Origin of the sequence: Pseudomonas sp. MWU13-2862, from assembly GCF_023242495.1 — a bacterium.
GTDB lineage: Bacteria > Pseudomonadota > Gammaproteobacteria > Pseudomonadales > Pseudomonadaceae > Aquipseudomonas > Aquipseudomonas gingeri_D.
Genome location: NZ_JALMEZ010000001.1, coordinates 103,428 through 126,782 on the forward strand (window position 1 = coordinate 103,428; position 23,355 = coordinate 126,782).

The 23,355-nt window shown below is 59.3% G+C and carries 25 protein-coding genes and 3 pseudogenes; 17 read left to right on the plus strand and 11 right to left on the minus strand.

Annotated elements, in window-relative coordinates:
- Positions 1–38 precede the first annotated feature (38 nt).
- Entirely contained in the window at positions 39–944 is a 906-nt protein-coding gene (locus M5C56_RS00540) for a LysR family transcriptional regulator (protein ID WP_103494963.1), read from the plus strand.
- Between the two features lie 21 nt (positions 945–965).
- On the opposite strand, the gene M5C56_RS00545 is transcribed toward M5C56_RS00540, so the two are convergent.
- A complete protein-coding gene (locus M5C56_RS00545; RefSeq protein WP_103494964.1) occupies positions 966–1,895 on the minus strand; it encodes a LysR family transcriptional regulator in 930 nt (309 codons plus the stop codon).
- A gap of 380 nt (positions 1,896–2,275) precedes the next feature.
- On the opposite strand from M5C56_RS00545, the pseudogene M5C56_RS00550 reads away from it, so the two are divergent.
- From M5C56_RS00550 to M5C56_RS00570, 5 genes and pseudogenes are all read left to right on the plus strand, one after another.
- Positions 2,276–3,139: pseudogene (locus M5C56_RS00550) on the plus strand (class I adenylate-forming enzyme family protein); the annotation flags it as partial.
- Between the two features lie 262 nt (positions 3,140–3,401).
- Positions 3,402–3,914, plus strand: coding sequence for a hypothetical protein (locus M5C56_RS00555; protein ID WP_247262982.1), 513 nt, complete (start codon positions 3,402–3,404; stop codon positions 3,912–3,914).
- Positions 3,915–3,918: 4 nt separating this feature from the next.
- Positions 3,919–4,683: a TSUP family transporter gene (locus tag M5C56_RS00560; RefSeq protein ID WP_103494969.1), complete on the plus strand. Its 765-nt coding sequence runs from the start codon at positions 3,919–3,921 to the stop codon at positions 4,681–4,683.
- A 204-nt stretch (positions 4,684–4,887) separates the two neighbouring features.
- Complete coding sequence (locus M5C56_RS00565; RefSeq protein ID WP_103495012.1) at positions 4,888–5,460, plus strand: GNAT family protein; 573 nt, start codon at positions 4,888–4,890, stop codon at positions 5,458–5,460.
- A 334-nt stretch (positions 5,461–5,794) separates the two neighbouring features.
- Positions 5,795–6,991: a DUF2252 family protein gene (locus M5C56_RS00570; RefSeq protein WP_103494970.1), complete on the plus strand. Its 1,197-nt coding sequence runs from the start codon at positions 5,795–5,797 to the stop codon at positions 6,989–6,991.
- Positions 6,992–7,018: 27 nt separating this feature from the next.
- Here M5C56_RS00570 and M5C56_RS00575 read toward each other — a convergent pair whose 3' ends face one another.
- Complete coding sequence (locus M5C56_RS00575; protein ID WP_103494971.1) at positions 7,019–7,891, minus strand: undecaprenyl-diphosphate phosphatase; 873 nt, start codon at positions 7,889–7,891, stop codon at positions 7,019–7,021.
- Positions 7,892–8,615: 724 nt separating this feature from the next.
- Between M5C56_RS00575 and M5C56_RS00580 the strand changes: the two genes are divergently transcribed.
- The 5 genes from M5C56_RS00580 to M5C56_RS00600 all read left to right on the plus strand — a co-directional run bounded on the left by M5C56_RS00580 (position 8,616) and on the right by M5C56_RS00600 (position 10,805).
- On the plus strand, positions 8,616–8,939 hold the full coding sequence (locus M5C56_RS00580) for a YXWGXW repeat-containing protein (protein WP_103494972.1): 324 nt from the start codon (positions 8,616–8,618) through the stop codon (positions 8,937–8,939).
- 77 nt (positions 8,940–9,016) lie between these two features.
- Positions 9,017–9,595: an RNA polymerase sigma factor gene (locus tag M5C56_RS00585; RefSeq protein WP_103494973.1), complete on the plus strand. Its 579-nt coding sequence runs from the start codon at positions 9,017–9,019 to the stop codon at positions 9,593–9,595.
- Entirely contained in the window at positions 9,595–10,029 is a 435-nt protein-coding gene (locus M5C56_RS00590; protein WP_103495013.1) for a hypothetical protein, read from the plus strand. The genes M5C56_RS00585 and M5C56_RS00590 overlap by 1 nt, the downstream gene beginning before the upstream one ends.
- On the plus strand, positions 10,026–10,505 hold the full coding sequence (locus tag M5C56_RS00595) for a periplasmic heavy metal sensor (RefSeq protein ID WP_103494974.1): 480 nt from the start codon (positions 10,026–10,028) through the stop codon (positions 10,503–10,505). The genes M5C56_RS00590 and M5C56_RS00595 overlap by 4 nt, the downstream gene beginning before the upstream one ends.
- Before the next feature lie 87 nt (positions 10,506–10,592).
- The gene (locus M5C56_RS00600; protein ID WP_103494975.1) at positions 10,593–10,805 is read left to right on the plus strand and encodes a YXWGXW repeat-containing protein; all 213 of its coding nucleotides are present in this window, start codon (positions 10,593–10,595) and stop codon (positions 10,803–10,805) included.
- A 101-nt stretch (positions 10,806–10,906) separates the two neighbouring features.
- Here M5C56_RS00600 and M5C56_RS00605 read toward each other — a convergent pair.
- A pseudogene (locus M5C56_RS00605) lies at positions 10,907–11,851 on the minus strand (chitinase); the annotation flags it as partial.
- A 106-nt stretch (positions 11,852–11,957) separates the two neighbouring features.
- Complete coding sequence (locus tag M5C56_RS00610) at positions 11,958–12,593, minus strand: lytic polysaccharide monooxygenase auxiliary activity family 9 protein (protein ID WP_103494977.1); 636 nt, start codon at positions 12,591–12,593, stop codon at positions 11,958–11,960.
- 319 nt (positions 12,594–12,912) lie between these two features.
- Here M5C56_RS00610 and M5C56_RS00615 point away from each other — a divergent pair.
- Positions 12,913–13,101: pseudogene (locus tag M5C56_RS00615) on the plus strand (chemotaxis protein); the annotation flags it as partial.
- A 210-nt stretch (positions 13,102–13,311) separates the two neighbouring features.
- Positions 13,312–13,725, plus strand: coding sequence for a hypothetical protein (locus M5C56_RS00620; protein ID WP_103494978.1), 414 nt, complete (start codon positions 13,312–13,314; stop codon positions 13,723–13,725).
- A gap of 71 nt (positions 13,726–13,796) precedes the next feature.
- Here the strand turns inward: M5C56_RS00620 and M5C56_RS00625 are convergent, their stop codons facing one another.
- Together M5C56_RS00625 and M5C56_RS00630 are read right to left on the minus strand one after the other, a co-directional pair.
- Positions 13,797–15,110: a PAS domain-containing methyl-accepting chemotaxis protein gene (locus M5C56_RS00625; protein ID WP_103494979.1), complete on the minus strand. Its 1,314-nt coding sequence runs from the start codon at positions 15,108–15,110 to the stop codon at positions 13,797–13,799.
- 215 nt (positions 15,111–15,325) lie between these two features.
- On the minus strand, positions 15,326–16,231 hold the full coding sequence (locus M5C56_RS00630; protein ID WP_247263012.1) for an AraC family transcriptional regulator: 906 nt from the start codon (positions 16,229–16,231) through the stop codon (positions 15,326–15,328).
- A gap of 250 nt (positions 16,232–16,481) precedes the next feature.
- Here M5C56_RS00630 and M5C56_RS00635 point away from each other — a divergent pair, with 250 nt between their 5' ends.
- Complete coding sequence (locus M5C56_RS00635) at positions 16,482–17,324, plus strand: oxidoreductase (RefSeq protein ID WP_103494980.1); 843 nt, start codon at positions 16,482–16,484, stop codon at positions 17,322–17,324.
- On the opposite strand, the gene M5C56_RS00640 is transcribed toward M5C56_RS00635, so the two are convergent.
- Positions 17,321–17,503, minus strand: a complete 183-nt coding sequence (locus M5C56_RS00640) for a DUF1289 domain-containing protein (protein WP_103494981.1) — start codon at positions 17,501–17,503, stop codon at positions 17,321–17,323. The genes M5C56_RS00635 and M5C56_RS00640 overlap by 4 nt on opposite strands.
- Positions 17,504–17,506: 3 nt before the next feature.
- Positions 17,507–17,878, minus strand: a complete 372-nt coding sequence (locus M5C56_RS00645) for a hypothetical protein (protein WP_103494982.1) — start codon at positions 17,876–17,878, stop codon at positions 17,507–17,509.
- A 212-nt stretch (positions 17,879–18,090) separates the two neighbouring features.
- Here M5C56_RS00645 and M5C56_RS00650 point away from each other — a divergent pair, with 212 nt between their 5' ends.
- Complete coding sequence (locus M5C56_RS00650; protein WP_103494983.1) at positions 18,091–18,315, plus strand: hypothetical protein; 225 nt, start codon at positions 18,091–18,093, stop codon at positions 18,313–18,315.
- A gap of 134 nt (positions 18,316–18,449) precedes the next feature.
- Here the strand turns inward: M5C56_RS00650 and M5C56_RS00655 are convergent, their stop codons facing one another.
- Entirely contained in the window at positions 18,450–18,977 is a 528-nt protein-coding gene (locus M5C56_RS00655) for a winged helix DNA-binding protein (protein WP_103495015.1), read from the minus strand.
- Here M5C56_RS00655 and M5C56_RS00660 point away from each other — a divergent pair.
- Positions 18,954–19,883, plus strand: coding sequence for a response regulator (locus M5C56_RS00660; RefSeq protein WP_103494984.1), 930 nt, complete (start codon positions 18,954–18,956; stop codon positions 19,881–19,883). The two genes, M5C56_RS00655 and M5C56_RS00660, sit on opposite strands and share 24 nt — an antisense overlap.
- A gap of 255 nt (positions 19,884–20,138) precedes the next feature.
- Positions 20,139–20,735, plus strand: a complete 597-nt coding sequence (locus M5C56_RS00665) for a plasmid pRiA4b ORF-3 family protein (protein WP_103494985.1) — start codon at positions 20,139–20,141, stop codon at positions 20,733–20,735.
- Positions 20,736–20,801: 66 nt separating this feature from the next.
- On the opposite strand, the gene M5C56_RS00670 is transcribed toward M5C56_RS00665, so the two are convergent.
- The gene (locus M5C56_RS00670; protein ID WP_103494986.1) at positions 20,802–21,962 is read right to left on the minus strand and encodes a mandelate racemase/muconate lactonizing enzyme family protein; all 1,161 of its coding nucleotides are present in this window, start codon (positions 21,960–21,962) and stop codon (positions 20,802–20,804) included.
- Positions 21,963–22,001: 39 nt separating this feature from the next.
- Positions 22,002–23,318, minus strand: coding sequence for an MFS transporter (locus M5C56_RS00675; protein ID WP_103495016.1), 1,317 nt, complete (start codon positions 23,316–23,318; stop codon positions 22,002–22,004).
- Positions 23,319–23,355 lie beyond the last annotated feature (37 nt).

The window sequence follows — 23,355 nt, forward strand, 5'->3', positions numbered from 1 at the left end:
AATTGGAATGTTCACCGCCATGCATTCGGAAAAACAGAATGAAAAACGCCGTCCAGCATATCCGCGCCTTTCTGACGGTCGCCCAGACCGGTAGCTTCACCCGCGCCGCCACCTTGCTGCACCTGTCGCCCTCGGCGCTGACGGTGCAGGTCCAGCAGTTGGAAGAGTGGCTCGGCGTCACCCTGCTGGAACGCAGTCCGCGCCAGGTCAGCCTGACCGGCGCCGGCCAGCAGGCCCGTGGCCCCATGGAGAAACTGTTGCTGGATTTGGACAATATCGTCAGTGGCTCCCGCGACCTGGCCAGCCTGCAACGGGGCGTGGTGACCCTCGCCGCCTTGCCGTCGATCTGCTCGGGCGCCCTGCCGCCGCTGCTCAAACAGTTTCGCCAGGCTTATCCCGGTATCGAAATCCGCCTTCGGGACGTGGTCGCCCAGCGTATCGACAGCCTGGTACGGGAGAACGAAGTGGACTTCGGACTGGGCGTACGGGCTCGGCTCAATCATGGCCTGGACTTCGAAGTGGTCATGGTCGATCGCTTGTGCCTGTTCCTGCCCGACGGACACCTGCTGGCGCGCAAGACAAGCGTCAGTCTGCCGGACTTGAGCGGCCAGCCGATGATCCTTACCGGACGCGACAGCAGCGTGCGCGAACGGGTCGAGCAACTGTTCGACGAACAAGGTTTGACACTGGTCCCGGGGCTGGAAGCCAACTACATGTCCACGGTCCTGGCGTTGGTGCGCCAGGGGTTGGGCATGGCGCTATTGCCGGAATCGGCGGATGACGGCCTCAGCGGCCTGCAAAAACGCCCCGTGGAACACCCCGGCGTCAGCCGCGAGATCGGCCTGATCAGCCGCAGCGGCCAGCCCCTGTCACCCGCCGCGACGCGCTTCGTCGCCTTGATTCGGGAAGGTTTGGGCCCGGCCCGGTCTCTTGAGAACCCCTGAATAATTCAAGCAACCCTCGCGCTAGAACGTCAGTGAATACTTGCGATCCAGGCTTTCGCCAAAGCCGCGAATCACCTCCAGCAGCGACTTCACCCGCAGCGGCAGACTCCCCGCCGGATACACGGCGTGCATCTGCGGGCTCTCGCCACTGCTGGAGGTGAGTTTGTATTCAGGGCAGACCCGGACCAGGCGCCCCCCCTCCACTTCCGGCTCCGCCAGCCAGTCCGCCAGGCGGGCAATGCCGACACCCGCCAGGGCCGCGTGGAACACCGCCGCACCGGAGCTGAAACGAAACTGCGGATGCACCCGAAAGCTGATGGCCTGTTGCTCATTGCGAAAATTCCACTCCTTGAGGATCCGTGGCGCCGTATGCAGGATCAGCGAGTGCGCCTCCAGCGCCTCGATGGAATCCGGCATCCCGCGTCGCTCCAGATACCTGGGGCTGGCGTACAGGTAACGTGAATAACTCCACAGCGGAAAGCCGATCAGGTCACTGGATTGCGGAAACGCACCGCGAATCGAGAAGTCCAGCTTGCTCTTGGCCGGGTCGATGGTCTCATCGGTGAAAATCACATCGACGTTCACGTTCGGATAACGCTCACAGTACTGCGCGATCAGCTTGGGCAAAACCCTGTGCCCGAGAAACTCGGGGGCGGAAAAGCGAATCCAGCCGTGGGCCAGGCCGCTGAGACCGGCCAGGTCTTCATCCGCCTCACGTTGCAGATCCAGCATTTTGTAAGCGTGGGGCAAGAAGTGTTCACCCGCTTCGGTCAGGCTCACCGCATTCGACGAACGATTGAACAGCTTGACCCCGGCACTTTCCTCCAGTGCCTGCACAGCACGGGTCAAAGAGCTGGGAGAGCGTCCCAGGACACGGGCCGCAGCGACGAAGCTACGTTTGCGCGCCACCGTCGCGAAGGCTTCCAGCTCCCCCAACATGTCTAGGGCCATTCCTCACCTCATTGCACTTTTCACAATATGGTATTGCAACACAAAAAAAGCCCTTCCGTTAGCCTTCCCACTCTCCCCATAGGGATGCAGGTAAAAAAGGAGCATACGGACATGTCAAGGCTGAATGAAACAGTCAGGGAATCTGCTGCCCTGATCAGTGAAGAAATTCGTGCATGGCTGGGGAAAAACTCAGTCACTTCGACCCGTCTTGAGATAACGCAGACTCATGTATCACTCGAACAACCCGCTTGTCGCGCCGTCGCTGCGCCTGACCGGCGAGCCCATCAGCCTGGGAATCCCGAGTTCGGCCTGGCGTTCAACATGGGCGGGAAGGCGATCGCCAACTACGCCTCGGTCCTTCAGCCACGCAGGAGCCGAGCATGAATATCGCCAACTGGCTGGACGCCGCCGGCCAACGTTGCCCGGAACGGCCGGCCTTGTTCGAAGGGCAGCGGCAAGTCGCCAACTATGGTGCCTTTGCCGCCCTGGTCCGGTATCGCGCGGCGTACCTGATGGACGAGCACGGCATTGTCCCCGGCGACCGTATCGCGTTGTTCATGGAGAACTGTTGCGAATACCTCGAGCTGCTCTACGCCATCTGGTGGGCCGGGGCGGTAGCGGTGCCGATCAACTGCAAGCTGCATCCCGTCGAGGCCGGCTGGATCGTCGGTAACACCGATGCCCGGCTGATTTTCACCGATGGCGGCCAGGTGTTCGCGCCCGAGAGACTGCCCCTGGGGTGTCAAGAGTTGGATCGAGAAGACATGGGGGTGCTCGCTTCGACCACGGCGCCCCCTGACAGGCCTTGTCCGCGCCAGGCCGATGACCTGGCCTGGTTGTTCTACTCCTGCGGCACCAGCGACGACGCCAAGGGTGTGAGGCTCAGTCATGGCGACCTGACGGCCATGTCACTGCGCTATCCGGCCGATACCGATCCGGTCGGTGCCGATGATGCGGTGGTGTATGCCGCGCCGATGTCTCACTGCGCCGGCCTTTACCATTTGATCCATGTGCGCCGGGCCGCCCGCCATGTCGTTCCCGAGTCCCGTGGTTTCCAGGCCGAAGAGTTGTTTGAGCTGGCGGGCAGGCTGGGGCATATCAGTTTGTTCGTGACCCCCACCATGTTCAAGCAGATCGTCGAACGGGCCCGCCAGTTGGGTCATGGTGGTGAGGGTATCAAGACCATCGTCTATGACGGCGCCCCCATCTACCTGTCGGACTGGATGGAGGCGAAGGCGCTGTACCCGTGGTTGAAGGCGAGCGCAAATGATCCCTCCTCCCCCTGAAGAGCGTTTTCACGGATAGCCACGCCAGCCACAGCACGCAGTTGCAGGAGCCGTATGGAAGCCGAAGAAAGTCGCCAGCAACCATTTTTAAATAGCCTGTGGAGAGGCGCTTAAGTATATTGGCACCTCTCATATTGAGAAGCCCGCACGGAAATGCAGGCAAATATCAGCAAAAGGACGTGTCAACGCTGAATAAGATAGTAATGGCAGGGCCCCTGAAGTGGCGATGATCTTCAGGGCTCGACAACTGCCAGCCAAAACCTACGACTTGGTGCCGGAAATCGAGCACCTGGCGGTTATGACCGGGGCGCCGCTCTCCGTGTTGCCGGCCTCCTTCGAAGAAGAATTGTCGCCCCGCCGCTTCGCCATCCGCCGACCGACCTCCGTCGGTACACAGGGTAATGTGCTGGAAAACGTTCCCCTGATGTACAGAAACGTCAGCATTATCCTGTATTTCCGGCTGCAACAAGGCCGGCGTCGCCACGACCTGCGACCACACGCAGTTTGTCCTGCCACTATTTGCCGCCGCCAACCATCCCGATGTCATTCACCCGATTCTGCAGCCACCGGGGGACATGCTGATCTTCAAGAACCAGCAGGCCCTGAATGCCCGGGACGACTTCCCCTCCGCTACGATTGCCACGACCGCTGGATGCTCCGCATCTATAAGGTCAACGACCCGATACACGAGGTGCCGCTGGTCCCTCACCAACCTTTCATCATCAGAGCCTGATTCCATGGTCGATATTGTCATCCTTTGTGTATTCGCCTTCGCCGCCGGCCTGATCGATGCGGCGGTGGGCGGCGGCGGACTGATCCAGGTACCCGCGTTGTTCAACGTGCTGCCCACGACACAACCGGTGGCGTTGCTGGGCACCAACAAGTTCGCGGCCGCCTGCGGTACCGTATTCGCGGCCCGGTCCTTCGTACGCAAGGTGGTGATCGACTGGAGGCTGGTGGTCCCCGCCGCGTGCGCGGCTTTTGCCATGGCCTTCTTTGGTGCAGCCACAGTCTCCTCCGTGCCCCAGTCGGTGATCCGTCCGACGGTGCTGGTGCTGATCGTGCTGATGGCGATCTACACCTTCTGGAAGAAGGACTTCGGCGCCCTGCACAAACCCATGCACATCGGCACCAAGGAAAAACTGCTGGCGATCGTAATCGGCGGGGCCATTGGCTTCTACGACGGATTGTTCGGCCCCGGGACCGGTAGTTTCCTGATCTTCCTGTTTATCCGCTGCTTCGCCTTCGACTTCCTGCAAGCCTCGGCGTCGGCCAAGGTGGTGAACATCGCGACCAACGTCGCGGCGCTGATCTTCTTCATTCCAACCGGCAACGTGCTCTACCTGATCGCCATCCCCATGGCCGTCTTCAACATCCTCGGTGCGCTGACCGGCACCTGGCTGGCGGTGCATAAAGGCGTACCCTTTGTCCGGGCTCTGTTCCTGGTGTTGCTGGTGATCCTGATCAGCAAACTGTCCTACGACCTGATTCTGCAAACCTGATCCTGTAAACCCGAGGAAAACTCCATGTATCCGATGTTCGATCGCCTGGTGGCGCTGCTCGATGTGAGCCAGGCCTGAGCCCACGGCGGCATTGGTCTGCCCGTTTTAACCCGCAATGGCCCTTGCAAACCCGATCCCGGCTACCTTGTAATGCTCGCTGAAACCCGCACCGCGAGCGCCTGCCCCGTGAAAAACCTGCAATTGCTGCAATCCCTTGAAGGCGAGCGCTTGCTGCTGCGCCCACTCCAGGCCGACGACGCCGACGCCCTGGTGGCGGCCGCCCGGGACGGCGAACTGTGGAACCTGCCCTTTACCGTCATACCAGGGCCTGACACCGTCGAGTCCTACCTGCACAAAGCCCTCACGGGTCGGGAAGCCGGGACCGTGATGCCCTTTGTCATCGTGATCAAGGCCACCGGCGAAGTGATCGGCTCGACGCGCTTCTGGAAGATCGATCGCCAGTACCGCAAGCTGGAAATCGGCAGTTCCTGGATCTCGACCCGCTGGCAGAGAAGCTTCGTCAATACCGAGGCCAAGTACCTGATGCTGCGCCACGCCTTCGAGGTGCTCGATTGCGTGCGCGTACAGTTCACCACCGATGAGATCAACGAAAAATCCCGCGCGGCAATCCTGCGCCTGGGCGCCAAGCAGGAAGGCATCGTACGTAATGAACGGATCATGCCGGACGGACGCAAGCGCAATTCCGTACGCTTGAGCATCATTGACGAAGAGTGGCCCGATGTTCGCCTGGGGCTGGAAAAGAGCCTGCATCGATAGCGCTTTCGCGGCCTTCCACGGAGCCCGGGGTGATCATGAAAATTTTTTCAGGGGCGGCCGAAAAAGCAGCTCGTTATTCACATACAAACCATTGAAAATATTAGACTTTATTCTTTAACGAATAAAACTTCTTTCACTGTGAACAAGGCCCGGGCTGTTTATATTTCTACCTGCTTCTTTGGTGAAACCTCTTATTGGCCCGCGCTCTTTGCGGGCCTTTTTTTACCTGAAAAACGAGGAAAATCATCGGGGCAGGGATCGAACGCCTCAACGCAGCGGTCTAGGCTTTATACGAAATGAGTATCGCCTTCTCACCAGCACGAAGAGCCCGCCCTTGAAACCACCTCGCCCTGCCGACCGCACCACCCTGCTCTCTAACCTGCGTAACGAAAAAATGGCCCGCTCGGCCCACGCCTATGTCCGTGGCAGTACGGTCCAGTTCTATGAGTGGTTGCACAGCCAGCGCGGCAGACGCTTGCCCCATGGCCCCAACGTGTGGATCTGCGGCGATTGCCACGCCGGCAACCTGGGCCCCACGGGTGACCGTCGTGGTGGTATCGATATCCATATCCGCGACCTGGACCAGACGGTGATCGGCAATCCCGCCCACGACCTGGTGCGCCTGGCCCTGTCCCTGGCGACCGCCGCGCGCGGTTCGGACCTGCCCGGCGTGACCACCGCGCGCATGCTCGAAGAAATGATGGTGGGCTACGAACAGGCCCTGCTGGACGAGACCGACCATACGCCCGAACGCCCGTCACAGGTCAAGGCCGGCCTGCGGGACGCGGTCAAGCGTACCTGGAAAAACCTGGCCCGTGAGCGCATGGAGAACACCAAGCTGACGCTGCCGATGGGCCGGCATTTCTGGCCGATGTCCCGCAACGAAAAAGCCGAGATCGAGGCCTTGTGTACCGGCGAAGAGATCCAGACGCTGGTGACCTCGCTCAAGGGGCGTCCCAATGATGCCAGTGTCGAACTGCTCGACTGTGCCTATTGGGTCAAGGGTTGCAGTTCGCTGGGGCTGCTGCGCTACGCCGTGCTGCTGGGTGTCGGCGGGCATGACGAGCAGGATTATTGCCTGATCGACGTCAAGGAGGCCGTTGCGGCCGCGGCCCCCCGTGGTGCCCACGTGCAGATGCCACGGGACAATGCGCGACGGGTGGTCGAGGGAGCACGCCACCTTTCACCCGGTCTGGGCGAGCGGATGATCGCCACCCGTTTTCTCGACCATGGGATGTTCATTCGTGAGCTGCTGCCCCAGGACCTCAAGCTCGAACTGGACACCCTCAATGAAACCGACGCCATGCACGCAGCGGGTTATCTGGCCCGGGTGATCGGTATTGCCCATGCCCGGCAGATGGATGAGGCGACACGCAAAAGCTGGCGGGCGGAGCTGCAACTCAATCGCTCGAAAACCCTCGATGCGCCGTCCTGGTTATGGACCAGCGTCGTACAACTGGTGGGCAGCCATGAGCAAGGGTATCTGGAACATTGCCGACGCTATGCGCTGGCGACGGCAAAAAAAGCGTAGCCCGCAGGCCACGCTCGGGAGGGTCGATTACGACAGAAAGCCGGTGCTGACGCCGACGAGGAGGAAAATCCCCAGCGCCGCGCGATAGATCACGAACGGCCAGGTGGAGAAGCGTTCCAGGAAGCGCATCAGGCCCCAGATCGCGCAGAACGCCGAGACGCTGGCGACCACCAAGCCGAACAGCAGATGGCTCCAAGCCTCCGCCGGGATCTGCGCATGGTGCAACGTCAGCAACTCCTTGAGCCCGGCCAGCGCAATCGCCGGCAAGCCCAGCAGGAAGGAAAACCGCGCGGCCTCTTCACGCTTGAAGTTGAGGAACAGGGCCGCGGTCAGCGTCGAACCGGAACGGGAAACACCCGGGATCAGGGCGCCGACCTGGGCGATACCGACGATCAGCGCATCGCGCAGGCGCATCTGGCCCACCACCCGCTGATGGCGGGCACTGAACTCGGACACCGCCATCAACACCGCCATCACCAGGCAGGAAATACCGATCACTGTCAGCCCGCGCAAGGGCGAGTCGCAGGCATTGAGTGTCGACGACAAGGCCAGGCCGGCGATCCCGATGGGGATGGTCGCCAGGATGATCGCCACCGCCAGCTTGAACCACGGGCTGTTGTAGTCGCGCTGGCGCACGGCGCCGATACTGCCACCAACCACATCTCGCACATCACGCCAGAAATAACTGACCACTGCCGCCAATGCGGCCAATTGCATCGCGGCCGAAAAAGCCGAGCCCGGATCCTGCCAGCCGAGCACCGCCGGCACGATGCGCATATGCGCCGTGGAGGAGATAGGGAGCAACTCCGTGATGCCCTGGATGATACCCAGGATGCCGATTTGCAGATAATTCAGCGAAGCGAAGCCAATATCGAGGCCGCTGGAGCAGACGTTAGACAAAATAATTTCCCGGAATAAGGCTAATTTCCCACCGCTCTCCAAGAAGCGCGGCGCAGACCTGTGAAGCTTAGACAGCTGCGGGAATGATGGCCCTGTTTTTTATGATTTTCCAGTCTCAGCAAAGCCTAAAACACAAGCTGGGAATTACTTCATTTTATGACAAGCCAACAGAGCACCCCGTAGGAGCCAGCTTGCTGGCGATGGTATCGACGCGGTCTCCGGTCAAACCGCGTCACCTGAATCGCCGGCAAGCCGGCTCCTACGGGGTCTGTGGTGTGTTCGAGGCGCCGCTGCTTAAACGGTCGCCGCCGTGGGCGCGGTGACCGGCGCCACATACCCGTACCGCCAGCAGCAATGATCCCGATGACCCGGCAAGATCACACAACCGCTCAGACTCAGCAGCAACACAGCTGCACCCAACAGTGAAAGGCGACGTGACATGGTGGTTTCCTCAGGAGGTTCAATAGGTAAAGCCGCTCAACCCACAGGGCCAAGGCACCTGCCGATTGCTACGGTTACCAGTTGAACGTGATGACGACGACCAATCCGTCGCTGCCCTCGAACAATTTCATCAAGTGCCCGCCTTCCCTACGCAATACTGCCCTCGCCCCCCCTCGGAATGTATCGATAAAAAAATGATTTTTTCTCGCGACGGATTTTCCCGGCACCTATCGTTCAACTCATCAGCAGCGTTCACTTTCGTACGCAGCCTGAAGGAGTTGTCATGAAACCTACACGACCCCTGGCCAAATTGCGCCATGCCCTCCTGCTGATCCCGCTGGCGTTCGCCGCGCTGACCAGTACGCCGAGCTTTGCTCAGACCGAAGTCATCATTCGTGAAGCGCCACCACCGATGCGCGTCGAGGCCGAGCCCATGGGGCGCCCCGGCTACGTCTGGGACCGTGGGCACTGGCGCTGGGAAGGTCGGGGTTACGTCTGGTTCCCTGGCCACTGGCAGCCCGTGATGCGCAATGCGCGCTGGGAACCGGGCCACTGGGAACCCCGTGGACCTAACTGGCGCTGGGTCGAAGGACACTGGATCCGCTGACCTGCGGGCCGGACGACGCTACTGTGCCGTCCGGCCTTGTCATACCCGAACCCATCACCGGACCGAGACTTGCCCGATTGAAAGAGATTGATCCGGACGTTGAGCTGCTGGCCCGTATTGGCAACAAGGAGCCGGCCGCCGTCAACGAGATGGTGTCGCGCAAGCTGCCCCGTTTGCTCGCCCTCGCCAGCCGGATACTGGGCGATGCCGATGAGGCCAAGGATGTGGCGCAAGAAAGTTTTCTGCGCATCTGGAGACAGGCGGCGAACTGGCGCAGTGGCGAGGCGCGTTTCGACACCTGGCTGCACCGGGTGGTGCTGAACCTCTGTCACGACCGCCTGCGCAAGCGCAAGGAGCGCCCGCTGGACGACGACGAGCCCGGCATTGAGTTGGTCGACAGCGCCCCCCGCCCCGATGAACAGCTGGAGGCGACGGCGCGCAGTGAGCAGATGGCCGCGGCCCTGGCCGCGTTGCCTGATCGTCAGCGCGAAGCCATCGTGTTGCAGTACTACCAGGAGCTGTCGAACATCGAAGCGGCGGCGCTGATGAATATCAGCGTCGATGCACTGGAAAGCCTGCTCTCGCGGGCCAGGCGCAACCTGCGCAGCTACCTCGCCGAAACGCACGGCCCAGATAGCCTAGGAAGGGGAAGATGATGACGCCCGAACGATTTGCTTACCTGGCCGACGCCTACGGCGCGGACCTGCAACGCTGGCCGGCCGCCGAACGCGGCGCCGCCCTGGGGTTGCTTGAGCGTGGCGATGCCGCGTTGCTCCAGGTGCTGCAACAGGCCCGGCAACTCGACAGCCTGCTCGACAGCTATCAACTGGCGCCTCCCGACCCGGCCCTGGCCCGGCGTATTGCCGCTTCAGCAGTCATGACCAAGCCGGTGTCGTTCTGGAGCCGTTATGCCGACTGGCTGTCCAGTGTCGGCTTCGTCGGCGTGGGCCTGGCTGGGATTGCCACCGGTATCCTGGTGGTCTCGCTGAGCCTGCCATTGTCCACTGCATCCGAAGCGCTGCCGAGTGTCTTCGACCAGGGCGATGCCGATATCGTCTTCACCGTAAACGCCGAGGAAAGCGAGCAATGAGTCAACCGTCCAAGACCATCAAGAACTTCCTCCTGATGTCGTTGATGCTCAATGTCTTCCTGATCTGTGGCATCGGTGGTGGCGTCTACCACTGGTTGGTCAATGCGAAACCGGCCATGGCCGCCGTCAACCAGCACGGCTTGCGCCAGGCCATGGTGCAGTTGCCGGAGGCGCGACAGCATGAGTTGCGCCAACTGCTACGCCGCAATCGGGCCGACAGCCAGCCGCTGATCATGGCAGGCCGTCAGGCCCGTCAGGATGTGATCAAGCAGCTTGAGGCACCGACACTGGATCGGCCGGCCTTGCTGGCGGATCTGGGCAAGGCCCGTGAGGCGGATGTCGCGCTCAGGGCGCTGGTGGACAACACCCTGGCGGAATTCGCCGAGACCCTGCCCCAGGAGGAACGTCGCAAACTGGTCGACTCCCTGTATTTCCGCACGCAAGCCAAAGGCAAGTCGATGCAAAAAAAGCTGTAGGGGCGACGGATTTTCCCTGTTGTGACGTTTAACCCTTACAAGCCCGCCCACTAGGCGACGACTGAACGCTCTGCAAGGAGTTACGCAATGCTGCGAATATTCAAGACCGCGCTGATTGCCACCCTGATGGCCGCGTCACTGGCTGGCTGTATTGTCGAGCCGGTGCATCCGCGTCGACCACCGCCCATTGTCGAAGTCGTACCGGTCATGCCCGGACCGGGTTATCACTGGGTCGCCGGGCACTATCGCTGGGGGCATAATCAGTGGATCTGGGTGCCTGGGCATTGGCGCTACCAGTAGTGGAACAGCGATAAGACAAAACCCGGCGCAAGCGCCGGGTTTCGTTTTTCTGCTTAGGCCTGCCGCTTGCCCGCTGGCACTTCAGCCGCCGCCAGCGCGCCATGAATCAGCGGCGCGTAGCGATTGCGGAACTCCCAGTTGTAAGGCACCTGCTGCCGGCTGAGTCCCTGGTCCCAGTTGATGGACCAGGTCATCAGCCCCTTGATCGAATGGCCGGCGGCATCCAGTCGCTTGAAGGCATTGACCACCGCCGCCGGATCGATCACATAACCCGTGGCAGCCGCATCGTTATTGGTCGGCAAGCCAATGACGAACTTGTCCGGCGTAATCTTGGTAAAGCCCCGCGTTCCCGTGACCAGGCTATCGGTCAGGTAGTAGAGGAAATCCTCCTTCATCGCATCGTTGTTCTGCGCGATCCAGGCCCCGCTGCCACCGTTGGCTTCCGGCACCCAGACGCCGTCGCCGCCCTGGTTGTAATACTGCGGCGCGATAAAGTCGTAGTAGCCGTCGAGGGCGGTGATGTAATCGATGTACTTGCCGTTGGTGGTGAGATGGGGGAACTCGGGGGCCATGCTGATAATGAAGTGCTTGCCCTCGGCCTTGTAGTGGTTGCGCACCAGTTTCAGGGCTGCGGGCAACACCGCCTTGTTGTCGGCATAGTCGATGGCACTTTGTTCCAGGTCGATATCCAGCCCATCGAAACCATAGGTTTCCACCAGGCGGATGATTTCGTTGGCCAGCGGTTGCTCGGAACCCTTGTGCAGCTCGATATGGGCATCGGCGCCGCCCAGTGAAATCAGCACGGCACGGCCCTGACCGTTGAGGACACCGACCTGGCGGCGGAACTCCGCGTCAGACAGGTTATACGGCTTGAACGTCGGGATGCCGTTGCCTTTCATAAAGGCCACGGCCACCACGTTGTACTCCATGGGCACATCCGTCAGCGCCAGGTTGGCGAACTTGCCGCCCTGGTAACCATCGTTCGGCCCCGCGGCCCAGTTGTGCCAGAAGCCCATGAGGATTTTCTTGCCGGCAAGGCTCGGCATCGCCGACGCCGCATCGCTGGCCTTGGATTTGAGCAGTGAAAAGTCGATTGTGGTCACATTCCAGTCCTTTAGAAATTTGCATGAGATCGATTGCCCAGCGGCAAGCTCATTTGAAGTCCACGTCAAACGCCTGGTAGAAGGCGTTGCCGGTATTGGCGACGATCCACAGCAGGACGATGACATGCCGGCCTTTCTTGCCCGCCGGCAGTTTCACCTCGTGCTCCACCTTGGCCTTCAACTCATCGCTGTGCTGGTAGTAAGGCACCTGGGTGTAGAAGTCCTCGTAAAACGGCTTGGCTTCCAGTTGCCCACGGCTGATGCGTTGTTTCGGGTCCCAGCCGTCCTTGGTGATAAACCAGCGATAGCCCCGGGTGACGTGGGCGGCGGTGTATTCCCACTGCACATGGAAGGCCTGCCCAGGGTTGACGTTCAGCAGTGGCCAGGCATAAGGGCGATTGAGCTTCTTGCTCAATTCCTCGTCGGTGAAGTTGATGCAGTCACGGGCATCGTTTTTCCCGCCACTGAGGATGTAACCGTCAGCGGGTGGGGCGACGCTCTGGTCATCGGTTTCAAACGGCTGGGGGAAAGGCCCGGCGGTGAGCGCCGGAAAATTCTTCCCTCCCTCCATTTCATTGACCTGCCAGGTACCGAGCAACCCCAGTTCCACGGCCACCGATCCACGGCTGGACGGCGAAACGACACGGCCATGTTTAAGTACGGGCTTAGATAAAGGCTTGTTCATTTTTCTCACTCCTTTGAAAGAAATCTCTCCAACTCAGGGAGAACTTTCAACCTAGCTCAAACAACAAGAATGTCCATCCAAGGTCGAAACACTGAACTTAACCTTAAATTCACAATCCTCTGAATATGCTGAAATTTTAAAAAATAAACGACAAGACTTACGCACAACACAGCGAATGGATTACAGGCTCTATTCGTAATAAACCCCGATAAATTCCAGTCATGCCGTTCATGAAAAAATTTACCCCAAAACACCTGAAAAAACGTAACAGAATATTTTTAAACCCCCATGGTTCGTGCTCCAAAGGCTGGGTATCCTGAGCCATGGGCAAACCCTGATGTTCTTTGCCGGCTTCATGTTTGCCTCGGTGGCCTGCTGCTTTGTCATCGCGGCCTTGGTCAACGTACTCAGGAAAGCCGCATCACCGGGTTGGCAGCGGCTCAGCCATGGGCTGTGCGGAGTGGCCCTGATCTACCTGGCGATATTGGCGTTGCGGGCGATTTTCTAAAGCGAGGGGCGCCTGGGTATCGGATGGCTTTTGTTACTTACGCAACAGGCTGACAAGCCCACCCAACTCACCGACAAAGCCTACACACCTGTAAGAAGCATCTGCTTGAGCCGATGTATCCACGTCGATAACGTTTCAGGGTCGCCGCCCATCGACGACCGGTTTTGACAGACCGAAATAAAGATATAGGAGCGTCCAGGAGCTACACAAATGATGAAGAAAATTACGCCTGACTCGCCCTACCTTCCGATTAATCCAACTGGCGAAGATAAAGCAGCTTTCATTCGCCAAAGCATCAACGCCATTTTTTCACGGCTGGATTCAGAACCACCGGCCAATGAAACACTGCGTTCAGGTACTGCCGAAGCACACCCGCCAATACCCTTTGAAACAGCCCACTCTCAGATCCCCTCGCTATTGGCGATTCGCGAAGACATCGGCCTACTGAACGTGCTGGCTAACGTTTCGCAGATACTTGAAACCGCCGAAGATACTGCCGACAACATCAACCTGGGCAATCACGAAACAGCTCACCATCAACTTTTGACTGTCATGCAGTCAGTGGAAATGGCCAAGGCGACGGTGGACTCGCTTCTGATGCTCGCACTTGAAACCCGGATTTAACATCCGACAACCAGAACACTCGGGCGGATCAGGAAATCCCCTGGCCGCCCGATCCCATTCCAATCTGACACTTACTTCAGCTGATTGGCAAACCGCCCCACCGCGCCCACCACCTGCTTGGCCCCATCCTGGATCTCGATGATCACCTCGCCGGCCTGGTTGGCCAGGGACACGCCCTGCTCGGCCTTGTGCCGGCTGGTGGACACGTCCCGCACCGCCTCGTCCACCAGCTTCTGGTTCTGCTGAACCAGGGTGACGATTTCCTCGGTGGCGGCGCTGGTGCGTCCCGCCAGTTGCCGGACCTCGTCGGCCACTACCGCGAAACCACGGCCCTGCTCCCCGGCCCGGGCCGCCTCGATGGCGGCATTGAGCGCCAGCAGGTTGGTTTGCGCGGCAATCCCGCCAATGGTCTGGACCATCGAGGTAATCAACATCGACTGCTTGCCCAACGCCTCGATGCCTTCCGAGGCCGACTGCATTTCCTCGGAAATGGCCTGCATGGTCATCACCGTGTCCTTGACCACCGTGGCCCCGCGCTGCGCGGTCGTGTCGGTCTGCAGGGAGATGTCGTAGGCAATCCCCGCCGCCTCGCTGACCTCTTTCTCGCGCTCCACCTGGTCGGTCACCAGGCTGGCGAACTTGACCACTTTGTAGAGTTGGCCCTGGGCATCATGGACCGGGTTATAAGTGGCCTCCAGCCAGACATCGCGCCCCTGGCTGTCGATGCGCCTGAACCGATCCGCGACGAACTCCCCACGATTGAGGGTCGCCCAAAAGGCCTGGTACTGATTCGAAGCGACCTCTTCGGGAGAACAGAAAATACGGTGATGCTTGCCGACGATCTGCGCCAGCGAGTAGCCCATGGCCCGCAGGAACTGGTCATTGGCGGTAATCACTTCGCCCTTGAGATTGAACTCGATCACCGCCGTGGAACGCAGCAGTGCCCGAATAAAGGCCTCGTTCTCCTTCATGGTCTCGACGGTCTGGCTGACATCGCGAGCGAAACACCGGATGTGCAACAACTCGCCCTTCTCGTTCCGGACCGGCTGCCAACTGCCCTGCAACCAGGCCAGGGTGCCATCGGCGCGCAGGAAACGGTAGTTGTCGCTGACCGACTCGCCCTTGGCCACCGCAGCCTTGAGGTTACGGTAACAGTCCAGGGTTTTGACATAGGCCGGAACGATCTGCTCCAACGGTCGATCCCGCACCTGCTCGGCGGTATACCCCAGCAGGTCGAGAAAGCGTTGATTGAAGTCGATGACGCGGAACTGCGGGTCGAGCACCAGTGAAACCATTTCCGCCGTCATGCCATGGAACAACTGGTGCAACTTGAAAAGCTCTTCTTCTTTGCTCTCTAATCTCTTCTTCAGATGAGTATTGAACATGACTGCAAGAATCCCTTTTGCCGTGTTATTCCAAGACTATCGGTGTACCTGGGCAATCAATGAGACCATCAGTCGCCTCGAACTGACGCCGCAGATTGCTTGAACGCCAAGAGCCACTCGTCCCCCAGGCCGCAAGGTGCAGGCATGGTTATTAACAACATAGTTCAGGTAACGGAGTCGTGTTGAAAGGCCCGCGCGGGGCGACGGGCGGGGGTTTATTGTCGGTGCATTGCCGGGCCTGCGCTGGCAGGCCACCCCGGCGGCGGCACCACGAAACTGGCCTTCATGCGCTTGACCTCCTCAACCGGGCTGTTGCCGAACAGCCGCTTGAACTCACGGCCAAATTGCGAAGCGCTTTCGTAACCCACTTCCAAAGCAGCGCTGGCGGCGCCCACCTCGTTCCTGACCATCAGCAGCCGTGCCTGGTGCAGCCGGATCGACTTGAGGTATTGCAGCGGTGAAGTCTGGGTCACCGACTTGAAATGACTGTGAAACGAGGGAACGCTCATGCCCGCTTCAGCGGCCAATTGCTCCACGCTCAGCGGTTGGCTGAAGGCCCCGTGAATCCGGCGAATGGCCCTGGCTATCTTGCCGAACCGGCCTTGTTGGGTGAGTGCCGCGCGCATGGCGCCGCCCTGCTCCCCCGTCAACGCCCGAAAGTAGATTTCACGAACCAGTGAAGGGCCGAGGATCTCCGCCTCCAGAGGCCGGTCCATGACCTCGACAAAACGCAGGACCGATTCGCTCATCGCCCGGTCCATGGGGGTCGAGAACATGCCCTGGGGCTTGGACGCCGCGACGCCACCCAACTGGTCGATTTGCAGAATCAGATCCGCGACAACATTGAAATCCAGATACAGGTAGATGGCGAGCAGCGGCGCCTGTTCAGTGGCAAGGGTTTGCATGGTGAATGGCACCGGGACTGAAACGGCCAGGTAGTGCTGTTCATCGTAGAGGTAGACCTGGTCGCCGAAGAAACCGCGCTTGCTGCCCTGACAGACAATGACGATACCGGGTTGGTAAAACACCGGGGTCAGGCTCAGCGGCCGATTGGAACGCAGGAAACGCACCTGCGGCAACACCGTAAGGTTGTAGCCTTCCCGGGGTGTCAGCTTGTCCATCAGCGCAATCATGCGCTTGCGCACGTCGCTGGGGTCCCACGTCTCGCCGTTCACCTGATTCCCCGTCCTCACTGACCCTGTCGTCGATTGTGCTCAAGGCCGGCCCGGAATAACAGACCACTCATAGGAATAGGCTAGACATTCAGAGGAAGCGAGCTCTCCCTCGCGGCGCACGAGGACTAAAGTTGCGGCATTCGTACAGCGGAACATCCCGTTGACGCCCCATCCCCTTGCCATGAGAGAAATCAGCATGTCGCCAGTCAAAACCCTGCTTGTCACCGGCGTCAGCAGCGGCTTCGGGCGAGCACTCGCCCTGGAGGCGATTGCCGCCGGACATCGCGTGATCGGTACGGTGCGCAACGAATCGGCCAGGCAGGCCTTTGAAGCCCTGAGCCCTTCACAAGCCTTCGGGCGCCTGCTCGATGTCACCGATTTCGGGCGGATCGACGCGGCTGTGGCCGAGATGGAGTCCTCCCTGGGACCGATCGATGTCCTGGTCAATAACGCAGGTTATGGTCACGAAGGGATCTTCGAAGAATCATCACTCGAGGAAATACGACAGCAGTTCGAGGTCAATGTCTTTGGCGCCGTGGCGGTGACCAAGGCACTGCTGCCTTATCTGCGTCAGCGTCGTCGCGGCCATATCATCAATATCACCTCCATGGGCGGGTTCATCACAATGCCCGGCATCACTGACTACTGCGGCAGCAAATTCGCCCTGGAAGGGATCTCCGAAGCGTTGGGCAAGGAACTCAAGCCATTCAATATCGCCGTCACCGCCGTGGCCCCGGGATCGTTTCGTACCGACTGGGCGGGCCGCTCCATGGTCCGTTCGCCGCGCAGCATCGCCGACTATGACGCCCTGTTCGATCCCATCCGGACGGCCCGCGAAGCCAAGAGCGGCAAACAGCTGGGCGATCCCGTCAAAGCGGCCAGGGCCATGCTCAGCCTGATCGCCAGCGACCAGCCGCCGGCTCATCTGCTGCTGGGCAGTGACGCGCTCACGCTGGTTCGGGAAAAGCTCGCCAGCTATGCCGCGGAACTCGACGCCTGGGAGGCGCTGACCCGTTCCACGGACTTTGATGCGGATTAACGCTTCTTTTTCTGCAGGCTTTTCAGACGTAGCGTCGCCCGTTGCACCGCGGCCATTTTTTCCGGGCGCTTCATGCGCTTCCACTGCTTGATCTCTTCCTTGGAGCGGCCACAGCTCAGGCACATTTCGCTGTTGAGCTGGCACACGGAAATACAGGGATTGTCGATGTCCTTGGCCATGATTCAGTGGCGTCCCGGGCGTGGACTGCGGGCAAGGTGCTGCTGCCAGTTACCGGCGCTCACCTGCTGGCAGTGCTCCTCGCTGTCGAACGCCAGATGAGCTGCGACCTGCTTGACCTCAACGTCGGCTTCGCGCAGGGCTTCGGCGGTCAGTTCAAGCATCTGGGCCGACTCGCCGGACATCGCCTGGTCACGGTTGGCCCGGGTGTCGAAAACCCAGGTCACCCGCAGGCTGGCGGGAAAGTGCGCGAAGTCCACCTCGTGGGTCAGCCAGGCAAACCCGACGATCCTGGCCTTCGCCGTCTCGCAGGCCTCGGTCAGGGCGGCAACCAGACGACGCTCGATCTGCGCCTGCTCGCGTTTACTCAACAACATGGCTGGATCCTTTTCATCTCGACGGCGCAGAGTATGCCTGATCGTCGGCAAAGCCCGGTATCGACAGGATGACAGGTGGGTGGTCAGGCGGGCGCGCGAAGATTCGACAGTTCATTCGCTGCCCCCTAAGCTGAGCGAAGAAAAAGACAGGGGTGGTGGGCATTCGGTCGCCGGCCTGCCGTAGAAAAAAACAGAGACAGGAATCACCCTCCATGACGATGATTGACGTAGCTCTCTTGAAGCCCTACCTGATCGAAGCAGACAACGCCCGCGCGGCATGGCGCACGACGGTCGCCGCCTTGAGCAAGTCGCCCAAAGACACGCTGGAAGAAGGGTTCAAAGCCGTCAAGATCGCCGAGCGCACCTATTACCGATGCTGCGAAGAGTTGGCCAATGCCCTGCGCAGCGAGGTTGCGCGTGCGGAAGGGCCGAGCTGAGCAACGCACACACTCAATGCGCCAGGAATCACTCTCCCGTCACGGAGTGTGGTCGCTTACACATGCCCGATCATCCAGCCGCTTGAACAGGTGCTCTTCATCGTAAAAACGCCCCTCGAGAACTCAAACTGAGTTCAACCAGAATCCGTAGTGACAGACCTATAAGTCGAAGCCGCCCGATGAGCTTCTTCATACACACCCTTGATTTGTCTGAGTCCAAGGACGACCTCCTTGAGGTTGATACCACTGATTTCGCGTGAAAATTCCCCGAACAATATATTTTTGCGTGCCTCTGTATATTTTTCCGTATTCTCGCGACCTGCCTCGGTAACGCTGAGTTGCACCGGTCTATTCTTGAACGGTTGATATTTTTTTACCAACCCTCGTTCACTGAGCTTTGTAACACTGTAATTGATATTAAAATAATCAGAGCGATTCAACAGCTGCCCCACCTCCGCAATGGTTTTAGGTCGATCATTCATCCGAATAACGTGAAGCACCGCAAGCTCATCAACTGATATTTTATTATCGTTGGCCATCTTTTCGCACTCCAACTGCCAACGCTTGAAGGCATTAAACGCCCTCCAAAGCTGCAATTCGAACTCAGTCCAACTCACTTCACCATCAGTGGTAGCCAGATGCCACGTTTTATCAATCTGCATGAGGTGAACCTTCAGTCCTTGATTCAATCAATTTTCTACATACTTTGCCTAACTTGGCAATGGATACACCAAAAAATCAACCTAGCAGCACAAAACGATCCTCCACCCTACACACCAACAAGATTCGACCTACAAAAACATCAGCAACAAACGATATATCCCCCTATTGAACGACAAGTCCATTCGTTTTATAAATTTCAAAGCGAACCACAAAGCAAATCGCCCCGGGGAACAGAGGGAGCTTCTATGTGCCAAAATACACATCCGAACAGCATCAGGCTCCCGATCAGCAAGCAAACCCTCAGCCGTCATTTGTTTGAGCCATTGACTGACATCATGGAGACCTTCCGGAAGCTCAAGTCCGGAGCCAGGAAGACGGACAGCATGACCTTGGAACAAATGAAACAGTTTATGGCCCATTTCGAAAGAAGTTGCTCCGACCTTGAGCTGTCAGGTGCCGATATGCTTAAATTTTTTCAATGTATTGCAGAGCAAGCCAAGGAAACGACCTCTACCGACAGCCAACCCAAGCCAAGTGCCTGGCTCTCCATATTGATCGTCGACGATGATGAACGAGTGCGCGAGTTTCACTGCAAAATCCTGAAAAGCCTTAATTGCAGCGTCAACATAGCCAGTAATGGATATGAAGCCCTGGGCATGCTGTGCAAATCCTATGACGCCATCCTGATGGATATTCAAATGCCCGGAATGGACGGTATTGAGACCGCCATGAAGATTCGCCAGCAAGGGTTTGATCCGCAGACCACCCCCATCATCGCCATTACCGCCAACCCACTGGAGGAAGTTCGAAGAAAATGCCAGGCATCCATATTCAATGAGTGCATACAAAAGCCAATGGATATCAACAAACTCCAAAAAACACTCGAAACGCTGACAACCCGATAAGACTGAATGGCGTCTCCCAGCCCGTAACGTTTAAATACAACCCTATTACTGTAGGCTGATTCGTACCAAACTTGTCCTTGCAGTCTGATTTTCGCCGATGAACAACGTCGCTACCATCGAAGTAGACCGTCCATCAATCAAGTTCCTACAACAGCCCCTCCAGAGACTGAACACTTGAAGTGGATGACCGATGAAGCCCAGAGCGATCCCTGATCTCGCTCCTTGTCCATTGACCCTCGAGAGGCTGCCTGACCCATGACCCAGATTGCCCAACTGCCGACACCCCAAACCGACCGCGTGCTGATTCTACGCATTGAGTTGAAGTGGATAACCCCTACGATCTGGCGCCAGGTGGCGGTCCCCGAAAGCATCACCCTGGGCAGCCTGCACCAGGTTATCCAGGCGACGATGGGCTGGACGGACACGCACCTGCACGAATTTGAAATCGCCGGTGACAGCTACGGTGTTTCCGACTCCAGCACCGGCTGGAAACCTCCGATCGTTGCGGAGAAACGCACGACACTGATCAGCGCCCTGCGGGGGAACCGCACCTTCCGTTATGTCTACGATTTCAGGGATGGCTGGGAGCACTTGATCCGGCTGGAAAAAATCATCCCCGCTGACGTTTGCCCGCAACTGCCCTACTGCATCGACGGCGCCAACGCCCGGCCACCCGAAGATATCGGCGGCATGCTCGGCTATGACGAGTTCCTGACGGCCCTGCATGACGCCGGCCACCCCGAACATGAGAGCGTACTGGAGTGGTTCGGCGATAACGACTTTGATCCGACGACCTTTGATTGTGTGCGTATCAATCGGTCGTTGAAACAGATCAGGCTCCAGCGACCTTGATAACGACGTTGCCAACGGCACCTTTGGCGAGGTGTTCATAGGCGTCACACACGACCTCGAACGGGGTTATGGACGAACACCGACCTCGGCAACCTGCGCTGTCCAGGCTTTGACCTGCTCGCTGAGCGTCAGCCCCAGACCGGGACGGGTAGGCACGAGCATGCGACCGTCACGGGTTTCCAGACGCTCGTTGAACAGCGGCTCAAGCCATTCGAAATGCTCGACCCAAGGCTCGGTCGGGTAAGCCGCCGCCAGATGAACGTGCAGCTCCATGGCGAAGTGCGGCGCCAGCATCAGGCCCGCCTGCTCAGCCATGGCCGCCACCTTCAGGTAAGGCGTAATCCCCCCCACCCGCGGTGCGTCGGGCATCAGGAAATCGGCACCGCGCAGCTTGATGAACTCGGCGTGTTCGGCAACGCTGGTAAGCATTTCACCGGTAGCAATCGGCGTATCGAATTGCTGGGCCAGGGCGGCATGGCCTTCAACGTCGTAGCAGTCCAGCGGCTCTTCGATCCAGATCAGGTTGTATTGTTCAAACTGGCGGCACATGCGCTGGGCCGTCGGGCGATCCCATTGCTGATTGGCATCCACCATCAAGGGGAAGTCGTCACCCAGGTGCTTGCGAACCGTGCTGACGCGCTGGATGTCGATGGCGCAATCCGGCTGGCCGACTTTCAGCTTTATGCCGCCGATGCCCTTTTCACGAGACAGGTCGGTGTTCTTCATCAGTTGATCCAGCGGCGTGTGCAGGAAACCACCGGAGGTGTTGTAGCAACGCACGGAATCACGTTGGGCACCGAGCAGGCGCGCCAGGGAAAGATTGGCGCGCTTGGCTTTCAAGTCCCACAAGGCCACGTCGAAGGCACCGATGGCCTGGGTCGACAGGCCGCTACGCCCCACCGAGGCGCCGGCCCAGTACAGCTTGGTCCACAGCTTGGCAATGTCACTCGGATTTTCGCCGATCAGCGCCGGGGCGATTTCCTGGGCATGGGCGAATTGCCCCGGCCCACCGGCCCGCTTCGAGTAACTGAAGCCGAGCCCACGATGACCATCGATGGTTTCGATTTCAGCGAACAAGATGACGATTTCGGTCATCGGCTTTTGCCGGCCGGTCAGCACCTTGGCATCACTGATCGGATTGGCCAGCGGCAGGATCACCGAAGACACACGCACCCAGGCAATACGGTCGTCGTCGGAGGATTTGATGGTGTGTTGTGCTGCGAGCATGGCGCTCTCCTTGAACGGTGATGAGGTCTTGAAAAGAGATCAGGTACGGTGCGGTGTCAGTTCGCTGTTCAGCGCGCCCTCTTCGACAGGCTTGGCCGGTGGATCCTCGAAATCATCGAATTCCAGGCGCTTGAGCGGCCCGACGATAAACAGATAGGAAAACGCCCCCAGCAACCCCATGCCGGCCACGTAGATCAACGCGACATCGAAAGAGCCCAACTGGTTGATCATCACGCCGATGGCGATGGGGGTGACGATGCTCGCGAGGTTGCCGCAGAAGTTGAACATGGCCCCGCTGACGCCCATGGCCCGGGCCGGCGAAACGTCACCGACGATGCACCAGCCCAGGTTGCCGACCCCTTTGGCGAAGAAGGCAATGGACATCACCAGGATCACCAGGGGGATCGACTGGGTGTAGTTGGCGACCATGATGCTGCTCGACAGCAACAGGCCACAGATGATCGGTGTCTTGCGGGCCGCGGTCAGGCTGAAGTTCTTGCGCAGCATCCAGTCCGACCAGACACCGCCGATCATGCCGCCCAGGCAACCGGCGATGGGGGGAATGGCGGCCACCAGCCCGACCTTTAACAGAGTCATGCCCTTGGCTTCGATCAGGTAGGTCGGGAACCAGGTCAGGAAAAACCAGGTGATCGAGGTCAGGCAGAACTGGCCCAGGTAGATGCCCAGCATCATGCGGTTGCCGCCGATGGCCTTCATTCTTTTCCAACTGAAGGGTGTCTTCACGTCGCCGAGGGTGGGCAAGCCCCCGCCCGCTTCGATGTAGTCGATTTCAGCCTGGTTGGTACGTTTGTCCTTGCGCGGCTCCTGAACCATGCGAAACCACAGCAAGCCGATCAGGATACCGGCCACACCGGTGACCCAGAACACGTGCTGCCAGCCCCAGGTACTGACCAGCCAGACCATCACCGGGGTGAACGCCGCCAGGGCAAAATATTGCGCGGACTGGAACACCGCCGTGGCCAGGCCCCGTTCATGGCGCGGGAACCACATCACCGTCAGGCGGTTGTTGGCCGGAAACGCCGGTGCTTCGGCCACCCCCATCATGAAGCGCAGGACAAACAGCACCAGAAAGGCCGAACTGAACAGGTCGACGTAGCCCTGCAGGAAGGTAAACACCGACCAGATGATCAGGCTCATGCCAAGCACCAGACGCGAGCCGAAACGGTCGAGAACGATGCCGCCGGGCAGCTGCATCCAGGTGTAGGCCCAGCCGAAGGCCGAGAAAGCGATGCCCATGGTCATGGCATCGAAGCCAAGGTCGGTGCGCATGCTCGGGGCGGCAATGGACAGCGTGGCGCGGTCAACGTAGTTGAACACGGTGACGATGAAGATCATCACGAGGATGAGATAGCGGACGTTGGTCTTCGCGACC

Excerpts from the sequence above, each read along its gene's own strand:
- M5C56_RS00590 (WP_103495013.1), top strand. The coding sequence starts at position 9,595 with ATGACGCCCGAACGATTTGCTTACCTGGCCGACGCCTACGGCGCGGAC.
- M5C56_RS00600 (WP_103494975.1), top strand. The coding sequence starts at position 10,593 with ATGCTGCGAATATTCAAGACCGCGCTGATTGCCACCCTGATGGCCGCG.
- M5C56_RS00545 (WP_103494964.1), bottom strand. The coding sequence starts at position 1,895 with ATGGCCCTAGACATGTTGGGGGAGCTGGAAGCCTTCGCGACGGTGGCG.
- M5C56_RS00620 (WP_103494978.1), top strand. The coding sequence starts at position 13,312 with ATGATGAAGAAAATTACGCCTGACTCGCCCTACCTTCCGATTAATCCA.
- M5C56_RS00660 (WP_103494984.1), top strand. The coding sequence starts at position 18,954 with ATGCCACGTTTTATCAATCTGCATGAGGTGAACCTTCAGTCCTTGATT.
- M5C56_RS00610 (WP_103494977.1), bottom strand. The coding sequence starts at position 12,593 with ATGAACAAGCCTTTATCTAAGCCCGTACTTAAACATGGCCGTGTCGTT.
- M5C56_RS00580 (WP_103494972.1), top strand. The coding sequence starts at position 8,616 with ATGAAACCTACACGACCCCTGGCCAAATTGCGCCATGCCCTCCTGCTG.
- M5C56_RS00540 (WP_103494963.1), top strand. The coding sequence starts at position 39 with ATGAAAAACGCCGTCCAGCATATCCGCGCCTTTCTGACGGTCGCCCAG.
- M5C56_RS00675 (WP_103495016.1), bottom strand. The coding sequence starts at position 23,318 with ATGATCTTCATCGTCACCGTGTTCAACTACGTTGACCGCGCCACGCTG.
- M5C56_RS00645 (WP_103494982.1), bottom strand. The coding sequence starts at position 17,878 with ATGTTGTTGAGTAAACGCGAGCAGGCGCAGATCGAGCGTCGTCTGGTT.
- M5C56_RS00655 (WP_103495015.1), bottom strand. The coding sequence starts at position 18,977 with ATGCAGATTGATAAAACGTGGCATCTGGCTACCACTGATGGTGAAGTG.
- M5C56_RS00635 (WP_103494980.1), top strand. The coding sequence starts at position 16,482 with ATGTCGCCAGTCAAAACCCTGCTTGTCACCGGCGTCAGCAGCGGCTTC.
- M5C56_RS00560 (WP_103494969.1), top strand. The coding sequence starts at position 3,919 with ATGGTCGATATTGTCATCCTTTGTGTATTCGCCTTCGCCGCCGGCCTG.
- M5C56_RS00640 (WP_103494981.1), bottom strand. The coding sequence starts at position 17,503 with ATGGCCAAGGACATCGACAATCCCTGTATTTCCGTGTGCCAGCTCAAC.
- M5C56_RS00595 (WP_103494974.1), top strand. The coding sequence starts at position 10,026 with ATGAGTCAACCGTCCAAGACCATCAAGAACTTCCTCCTGATGTCGTTG.
- M5C56_RS00630 (WP_247263012.1), bottom strand. The coding sequence starts at position 16,231 with ATGGACAAGCTGACACCCCGGGAAGGCTACAACCTTACGGTGTTGCCG.
- M5C56_RS00625 (WP_103494979.1), bottom strand. The coding sequence starts at position 15,110 with ATGTTCAATACTCATCTGAAGAAGAGATTAGAGAGCAAAGAAGAAGAG.
- M5C56_RS00670 (WP_103494986.1), bottom strand. The coding sequence starts at position 21,962 with ATGCTCGCAGCACAACACACCATCAAATCCTCCGACGACGACCGTATT.
- M5C56_RS00665 (WP_103494985.1), top strand. The coding sequence starts at position 20,139 with ATGACCCAGATTGCCCAACTGCCGACACCCCAAACCGACCGCGTGCTG.
- M5C56_RS00650 (WP_103494983.1), top strand. The coding sequence starts at position 18,091 with ATGACGATGATTGACGTAGCTCTCTTGAAGCCCTACCTGATCGAAGCA.